Source organism: Bradyrhizobium sp. SHOUNA76, from assembly GCF_023006445.1.
Classification (GTDB): Bacteria; Pseudomonadota; Alphaproteobacteria; order Rhizobiales; family Xanthobacteraceae; genus Bradyrhizobium.
The window spans coordinates 1-7,178 of record NZ_JALBHA010000345.1 but is presented as its reverse complement, the minus strand read 5'-3'; the positions used below and the strand labels follow the sequence as shown (position 1 = coordinate 7,178).

Below are 7,178 nucleotides of genomic sequence, written 5' to 3'. Positions count from 1 at the left end.
CGGACGGGTTTCGCGTCGCGATCCTGTCGTCCTCCGGCAAGGGCGAGGCGTTGGCCGCCGAGCTTGGCGGGCTCGGCGTCACCGGCTCGAACAAGGAGAACGACGACCTGAAGCGTCTCGTCGACGGCACTATCGCGAAGTGGGGACGGATCGACGTGCTCGTCAACAGCGCCGGTCACGGGCCGCGCGCGCCGATCACCGAGATCACCGACGAGCAGTGGCACACCGGCCTCGACACGTATCTGCTGAACGTGATCCGTCCGACGCGGCTGGTGACGCCGATCATGCAGGCACAAAAGGGTGGCGCCATCATCAACATCTCGACTGCCTGGGCGTTCGAGCCCAGCGCGATGTTCCCGACCTCGGCGGTGTTCCGCGCGGGCCTTGCCGCCTTCACCAAGATCTTCACCGACACCCATGCGGCCGACAACATCCGCATGAACAACGTTCTGCCGGGCTGGATCGACAGCCTGCCGCAGCAGGATGCGCGCCGCGACACCGTGCCGATGAAGCGCTACGGCACGGTCGAGGAGATCGCGGCGACGATCTCGTTCCTGGCGTCCGACGGCGCGGCTTACATCACCGGCCAGAACATCCGCGTCGACGGCGGGCTGACGCGCTCGGTCTGAGGCCCAGAGCCGAATCGCTCCCTGGCGGTCTTGTCTTGATGCGACACGGGCGTGCGCTGCGCGTCGCCGGTGGTGGTTGATGCGTGGCTCTCCGGCCACACCCGTCATCCGTTCGCACGATCTGAGGCTCACACTACGTCACAGTCCTTATGAACTTCGCCGCAGCCCAAGACGAGCAGCGGCGCACGCCCTATGCCCTCACTGCGCCGGTTGCCGTTTACCCGCGCGGATTCGAAACGCGAGGTCAATCGCGTGGGGCAAGGAGACTGGAATGAACAAGTTTTTGCTGGCGATCGCTTCGGTTGTCTTGGGGACCGCATCCGTTCAGGCGGCCGACCTCGCGGCGCATTACACCAAGGCCCCGGTGATGGCGCCGGCCTATAACTGGACCGGCTTTTACGTCGGCGGCAATGTCGGCGGGCAGTGGGGCAGCGCGAACCCGGCCACTACCACGCTGTTTCCGGTGGCCGCCTATTTCGCGGATTCGAGCGTGACCGCCATCGGGTCGGTCGGCGCCCAGCACATCAACAGCTCCGGCGTGACCGGCGGCTTCACCGCCGGCTACAACTGGCAGGTCAACAACGCCGTGCTCGGCCTAGAGGGCGACATCAACTATTTCGGTTTCAAGGGCAGCGCGAGCAGCACGGCATTGTATCCCTGCTGCGCGCCGACCACCTTCACCGTCAATTCCTCGGTCTCGGCCGATTGGCTCGCCACCATTCGCGGCCGCATCGGCTTCCTCGCGACACCGAGCTGGCTGATCTACGCCACCGGCGGTGCCGCCATCGCCGAGGTGAAGGGCAATTTCAGCTTCACGGACACCTTTGCAGGGGCGACCGAGTCCGGAGCGATCCGCGACACCCGCGTCGGCTGGACGGCAGGCCTCGGCGGTGAATACGCCGTTGGCAACGGCTGGTCGTTGAAGGCCGAATATCTCTATGTCGATCTCGGTCGCAGCAGCATGACCAGCAACAATTTCAACGTCGGCGTGGCGTTGCCGGCCCAGACCTTCACCCACTCGGTCGATCTCAAGTCGAACATCGTGCGCGTCGGTGTGAACTACAAGTTCGGCGGACCCGTCGTCGCCAGGTATTGATCTATCCCGGTCCCAGCCTGGTGTGGAAAGCCCCGGCTCGGCCGGGGCTTTCTGTTTTGAAACTCAGCCGGCGTGCGATGCCAGCAGCCGCGCCAGTGCCGGCAATATCTTGTAGCGGGCGATCTCGTGCGGATACTCGCCGCGATTGGCGAGCATGACGATGGCGATCCGCCGCGACGGCACCAGGCCGATATAGCCCGAGGCGTTGTTGAGGCCGCCCGGCTTGTCGATGACGGTGGCATCAGGGAGATGCACGGTTTCCCAGGCCATGGCCTGTCCGAATTTCTCGTCGACGCGGACGACCTCACGCTGCGTCATCCGCAGCGCCTCGCGCAAATGCGGATCGATCGCCCGGCCGTCGACGCAGGCCGCTGCGAAAGCGGCTAGATCCCGGGCGGAGGAGAACATCTGTCCCGTGCCGGGAAAGTCGAAATAGCTCTGCTGGCTGCCGATTGGGCCGATCGCCGCGCCCTGGTCGGAATAGCCCTGGACCACGCGCTCCATCCAGGCCTCGTCCATCACGGCGCGGTTGTCTGCGCCGCGCTCGGGGATGAAGGTGGCTTCCATGGCGAGGGGCCGGAGAATGCGGTGCTGGATCAGCGCGTGGATCGGCTTGCCGTAGCAGCGCTCGAGCACGAGCTGAAGCACCACGTAGCCGGCATGGGTGTAGATGCGCTGCCGGCCCGGCGCGATGCCGGACGCCGGCGCGAAGGCGTTCAGCATGGCGATGAACCGCTCGCGCGTGTACTGCTCGTTCGGCCAGGGCGGATGGTCGGTCGGCAGCAACAGCCCCGAGCTATGCGTGACCAGCTGGCCAACGGTAACGTTGCGGATATAGGTGCCGTCCAGCTCGGGCAGGTATTTCGGCAGGCGGTCGTCGAGCCGCAGCTCGCCGCGCAGCACGCCGAGCGCGACGAGAGCCGCCTCGAACGGTTTTCGCAAGGACGCGAGGTTGAACAGCGTGTCCGGCGTCACCGGCCGCTTCGTGACATCGTCGGCAAGACCATAGCTGAAGAACTCGACATGGCGCCCGGCATAGAGCGCGGCGGCGAGGCCGCCCGCATGGTCCGGCGTTGCGGTCGGCGCCAGCTCGTTCGCAACGATGTCGCGCATCTGCGCGATCATGTCGGAATCCGCCGAGGCGCGGCGCGGGCGAAGCGCGATGGCAAGTGGAATGAGCGCTGCCCGGGAGAGCGCGCGCCGGGTGAAGTGCGATGAAGTGACAACGGTCGGCACGGCTCTGACGCATGTGTGATGCGCCCCCGGCGCCTTCTTAGCGTGAAGAGGCGGGCGTCCCAATTCACGATTGCGCGTTGTCGGTTCCGTATGACGGATCGCGGTTCGTAGCCCGGATGGAGCGAGCGTAATCCGGATTCTTTGCTCCGAGCACGAAGGTCCCGGATCGTGCTTCGCTCCATCCAGGCTGCGAAGCGACAATCTAAACTTAGCTAAGTGGCTAACAATCATTGACGCCGGATCGTGGTGGCTCTATAGTTAGCTTCATGGCTAACCAATTATCTCCCCTCGACCAGGTCTTCTCGGCGCTCGCCGATCCCACGCGGCGGGCGATCGTGATGCGGCTCTGCGCGGGGGAGGCGTCGGTCGGCGAGCTCGCCGATCCCTTCGACATGGCGCTGCCGAGCTTCATGAAGCACATCCATGTGCTGGAGACGAGCGGGCTGGTTCTGTCGGAGAAATCCGGCCGCGTGCGCACTTGCCGCCTCAGCCCGGATGCGCTCCTCGGTGCGGAGGACTGGTTCCAGCGGCAGCGCGCGATCTGGGAGGCGCGGCTCGACCGGTTCGAAGCCTACGTGATGAAGCTCAAGAAAGAGAAGGAGAGGGCGGCCGCCAAGCGGCCGTCCCGCACAACCAAGAAGAAAGGTTCTGAGTGATGACGAATTCTGCCAATCCCGCTCTGTCGCAATGGTCGCTCGACCGCGAGATCGTGATGTCGCGCGTGATCGACGCGCCGCGCGATCTGGTGTTCGAGGCGTGGTCCGACCCGAAACATCTGCCGCAATGGTTCGGGCCGAAGGGGTTCAAGGTCGAGACCTTCGAGATCGACGTGCGGGTCGGCGGCGTCTGGCGCTTCAACATGATCGGCCCCGACGGCACGGTCTATCCAAACCGCATGCGCTTCCGCCGCATCGAGCGGCCGCACCTGATGGAGATGGATCACGGTCTCGACCAGGACGAGGACCCCGGCATGTTCCGCTTCACCGTCACCTTTGCCGAGCAGAGCAACGGCAAGACCGTGCTGATGATGCGCCAGCTGGCCTCGAGCGCCGAGCAGCGTGACGGCATGATCGGTTTCGGCGCAGTCGAATACGGCTACCAGACGCTGGACAAGCTTGCAGCGTATGTGGCGGGCATGAAGCGGTGAGGACAATGCGGTCCCGGCTGATGACAAGCCGGGACCGTTCACGCGCGCACCGTCAAGGTTCGATTGCCGAAGCGCGATCGACGGCGCAATTAACGCCGGGGTGTGGTGCCGTTGGACCGCGGAGTGGTCTCGTTGAGCATGCCTGGAGCGCTGGAAGCGCCTTGTCCGCCGCGTTCCGTATGTGTGATTCCGCCACTGCCGGAGCCGGAGCCGTCTCCGGCGCTTCCTGAGCTAGCACCGCTACCGCCCGCACCGGCGCCTGCGCCTTGTGCGATCGCTGCGCCGACCGAAGCACCGGCCAGCATCGCGGCCGTGAAGATCGTCAGAATTGTCTTACGGATGTTGTTTCTCCTCGATGTTCATGTTGGACCAATCACGCCCGCCGCCAACCGTTCCTGCTCGCGTTGATGTGGAGGGGCTGTGTCGCCGAAGGTGCTTGGCGGCGCTATCGCAGGTTAGTTTCGGGTCTCAAGTCCGGAACATCGTTCGGGATCGGTACCGGAGACCAAGGCACTGCCGGAGACATCGTTGAAGGAAGAGCAACGCATGGCCGCCTGGACCGACCAATGTCGGAAAGGTGACGATGGAGTTTCTGTCGCATCAGCGCCAGGCGGCGTAATTATTCGCGTTCTTCGCCAGGATCGAACAACTGGCACGCCAGGGCGGGCGGTGGTGTTTCACGCCGTCGGTTCGGCCGTGCCCGCCCGGTAGGAACGATCGTCGTGCTCCGGCTTTGCCAGTGATGACGCACATTATCTTCAGCGACTATCGCAATCCCGCCGCGGAGCAGGCTTACGAGATCGCCTGGGACTTTCTCGCCCGCACCGGCGGCATCCGTGACGAATTCCACGCCTGCGTGTTCCTGGCGCAGCAGATCACCGTGATGGTCGAGCAGGGAGAGACGAACCGGATCCGCATGGCCAATCGCGCCATCTCCCTATATCAGCGCCACGTCGCGGAGAGCGACGACGTCATCCGCAGCGGCGGCCGTCGTGCGGAAGGGCGTTGAGCGCCGCACGCGAACCCGCCTCGCGCCGCCTCATTCCCTGGCCTCGTCCGTCACGATGTCGCCAAGCTTCCGCCAGCGCTGGCCGTCGAACTGCACCATCTGGAACTGCTTGTTGACGCGATAGTCGGTCGGCGAAGTCGTGACAGAGACGCCCGGCAGCGCCAGGTCGAGCTCGACGTTCCTCAGATTGGCCGCCTGCCGCATTACGTTGTCGCGGGTGAGATCGTCGCCGCATTGCTTCAGCACCTGAGCCAGCAGCTGCGCGGTGATGTAACCGTAGACGTTCAGGTTCGAATCCTTGTCACCCTCGGGATAGTATTTGGCCATGAAGGCGAGATAGCGCTTCCGCTATGTGGACAATATGGTTGCGCCGAGGTTTCGCTGAAGCACGGGCTCCACCGACCCGAACACACAGATTTTTGTGTGATTGCATGCCGTGCTGTGACAGGATTATTACGTCGGCATGTCAGATCGATAATTCTTGGAGCGGTTCATGTTGCAGTGGCAGGCGCGGTCGAATCCCCTCGCGTGGTGGTGGGGATCCCTCACGCTCGTGAGCGGCGCCAACATCCTCGTCTGGTTCATGCTGTACCGCGAGTTCTACCCGACGCCTTCGGGCAGCCTCGGTGGCGGCTCGGACATCGGGCTGATGTTCCTATTGTGCGCCGGCTATGTGTTCGGCTGCGCGTTCCGCTCGATCCTGCCGCGCGCCGACGTGCAGCGCATCTGCCTGTTCGACACCTGGCTGTCGAGCGTCGTCGTCGGCCGAACGGTCGCGACCGTGGCCGAGCTCTGCTTCGTCGCGCAATGGGCCATCATCCTGCATCAGCTCGGCAAGATGACGGGCGCCGAGACGGCCGTGAACATCGCGCTCGTGATCGTGCCCATCATCATCATCGCGGAGTGCTTCTCCTGGTACGCGGTCGTGACCACCAACTTCCTCTACAATGCGATCGAGAACTCGCTCTGGGCGGTGACCTTCTTCCTGGCCGGGATCGCACTGTGCCGCCTGATGCCGGAATTCCAGGGCCCCGTGCGCTGGGCGCTGACCGCCGGCATCGTCGGCATCGCCTGCTTCCTCGCCTTCCTCGTCACCGTCGACGTGCCGATGTATCTCAGCCGCTGGCGGGCAGGGCACGCCGAGGGCAATAGGTTTCTCGGCTTCCTCGAAGGCCTGCACGACGTCTCGACGCGCTGGGTGGTGACCCACGACATCGCGCATTGGAAGGGCGAGCTGACCTGGATGTTCCTGTATTTCAGCGCCGCGGTGTGGTCGAGCCTCGCGCTCTGCGCGCTCTATGCGATGGATGGCTATCTCACGCGTTATCTGGCCTGAGCGATCAGGCCTCGCCGAGATCGAGCTGCGTCAACAGTCCCTGGCGGAGCGCCAGGCGGACCAGCTCGATGTCGGAGCCGACGCCGAGCTTGTCCTTGATCAGGGAATGCAGGTTCGCCACCGTCTTCGGGCTGACATGGAGCGTCTCTGCGATCTCGTCGGTCGTCTTCTCCGCGAGCAGCAGCCGCAGCACCTCGAACTCGCGCGCGGTGAGGACGTCGGCAGCCGAGCTTTCGCCGCCGAGCCGGCTCAATGCCAGCTCGTGGTCGATGTCGGGGCTGATCGCGATCTTGCCGGCGAGCACGTCCATCACGGCGCGCACCAGCGTCTCGGGCGGGCTGGTCTTGGTGACGTAACCCCTGGCGCCGGCGCGGATCGCCTGCACGGCGAAGCCCGCATTCTGGTGCATGGTGAAGATGAGAATCTTTGCGCCCTTGTCCCACTGCCTGATCCGCCTGACGGTCTCGATGCCGCCGATGCCGGGCATGCTGAGGTCCATGATGACGAGATCGGGCGCCTCGGATTTGTACAGACGATAGGCTTCCGCGCCGTCGGCCGCTTCAGCGATGACGCGCAGGCCCGGCTGCTTCTGCAGCACGGAGCGATAGCCTTCGCGGACGACGGAATGGTCGTCGACCAGCAGGATGGACGCGTCGGCCGCGCTCATGCCGCATGCTCCAGCGCCTGCCGGTCGGCGGCGGCGAGCGGAATGACGACGCGCAGCG

The 7,178-nt window shown here is 64.7% G+C and carries 8 protein-coding genes and 1 pseudogene; 6 read left to right on the top strand and 3 right to left on the bottom strand.

All coding sequences use genetic code 11. From position 1 onward, the window contains the following. Nucleotides 1-629: SDR family oxidoreductase (locus MOV74_RS26870; RefSeq protein WP_246929504.1), on the top strand; the 629-nt coding region annotated here is incomplete at its 5' end. A gap of 271 nt (nucleotides 630-900) precedes the next feature. Further along, nucleotides 901-1,725 carry an outer membrane protein gene (locus MOV74_RS26865; RefSeq protein WP_246929502.1) on the top strand — a complete coding sequence of 275 codons (825 nt, stop codon included), beginning with the start codon at nucleotides 901-903 and terminating at the stop codon, nucleotides 1,723-1,725. Nucleotides 1,726-1,788: 63 nt separating this feature from the next. On the opposite strand, the gene MOV74_RS26860 is transcribed toward MOV74_RS26865, so the two are convergent. Beyond that, entirely contained in the window at nucleotides 1,789-2,850 is a 1,062-nt protein-coding gene (locus MOV74_RS26860) for a serine hydrolase (protein WP_246929505.1), read from the bottom strand. A 377-nt stretch (nucleotides 2,851-3,227) separates the two neighbouring features. On the opposite strand from MOV74_RS26860, the gene MOV74_RS26855 reads away from it, so the two are divergent. From MOV74_RS26855 to MOV74_RS26845, 3 genes are all read left to right on the top strand, one after another. Next, on the top strand, nucleotides 3,228-3,617 hold the full coding sequence (locus MOV74_RS26855) for a helix-turn-helix transcriptional regulator (protein WP_246929501.1): 390 nt from the start codon (nucleotides 3,228-3,230) through the stop codon (nucleotides 3,615-3,617). Continuing rightward, on the top strand, nucleotides 3,617-4,108 hold the full coding sequence (locus MOV74_RS26850; RefSeq protein WP_246929500.1) for an SRPBCC family protein: 492 nt from the start codon (nucleotides 3,617-3,619) through the stop codon (nucleotides 4,106-4,108). The genes MOV74_RS26855 and MOV74_RS26850 overlap by 1 nt, the downstream gene beginning before the upstream one ends. A 742-nt stretch (nucleotides 4,109-4,850) precedes the next feature. After that, a complete protein-coding gene (locus tag MOV74_RS26845) occupies nucleotides 4,851-5,117 on the top strand; it encodes a hypothetical protein (RefSeq protein ID WP_246929498.1) in 267 nt (88 codons plus the stop codon). Nucleotides 5,118-5,147: 30 nt separating this feature from the next. Here the strand turns inward: MOV74_RS26845 and MOV74_RS26840 are convergent. Next, nucleotides 5,148-5,462 (bottom strand): annotated as a pseudogene (locus MOV74_RS26840) (ABC transporter substrate-binding protein); the annotation flags it as partial. Between the two features lie 148 nt (nucleotides 5,463-5,610). Between MOV74_RS26840 and MOV74_RS26835 the strand changes: the two are divergent. After that, nucleotides 5,611-6,453 carry a hypothetical protein gene (locus tag MOV74_RS26835; protein ID WP_246929497.1) on the top strand — a complete coding sequence of 281 codons (843 nt, stop codon included), beginning with the start codon at nucleotides 5,611-5,613 and terminating at the stop codon, nucleotides 6,451-6,453. Between the two features lie 4 nt (nucleotides 6,454-6,457). On the opposite strand, the gene MOV74_RS26830 is transcribed toward MOV74_RS26835, so the two are convergent. Further along, nucleotides 6,458-7,120, bottom strand: a complete 663-nt coding sequence (locus MOV74_RS26830; protein WP_246929495.1) for a response regulator transcription factor — start codon at nucleotides 7,118-7,120, stop codon at nucleotides 6,458-6,460. Nucleotides 7,121-7,178 lie beyond the last annotated feature (58 nt).

What these genes read in the sequence shown, in the direction of transcription:
- MOV74_RS26865 (WP_246929502.1), top strand. Translation starts at nt 901, where the DNA reads ATGAACAAGTTTTTGCTGGCGATCGCTTCGGTTGTCTTGGGGACCGCA.
- MOV74_RS26860 (WP_246929505.1), bottom strand. Translation starts at nt 2,850, where the DNA reads ATGATCGCGCAGATGCGCGACATCGTTGCGAACGAGCTGGCGCCGACC.
- MOV74_RS26855 (WP_246929501.1), top strand. Translation starts at nt 3,228, where the DNA reads ATGGCTAACCAATTATCTCCCCTCGACCAGGTCTTCTCGGCGCTCGCC.
- MOV74_RS26850 (WP_246929500.1), top strand. Translation starts at nt 3,617, where the DNA reads ATGACGAATTCTGCCAATCCCGCTCTGTCGCAATGGTCGCTCGACCGC.
- MOV74_RS26845 (WP_246929498.1), top strand. Translation starts at nt 4,851, where the DNA reads ATGACGCACATTATCTTCAGCGACTATCGCAATCCCGCCGCGGAGCAG.
- MOV74_RS26835 (WP_246929497.1), top strand. Translation starts at nt 5,611, where the DNA reads ATGTTGCAGTGGCAGGCGCGGTCGAATCCCCTCGCGTGGTGGTGGGGA.
- MOV74_RS26830 (WP_246929495.1), bottom strand. Translation starts at nt 7,120, where the DNA reads ATGAGCGCGGCCGACGCGTCCATCCTGCTGGTCGACGACCATTCCGTC.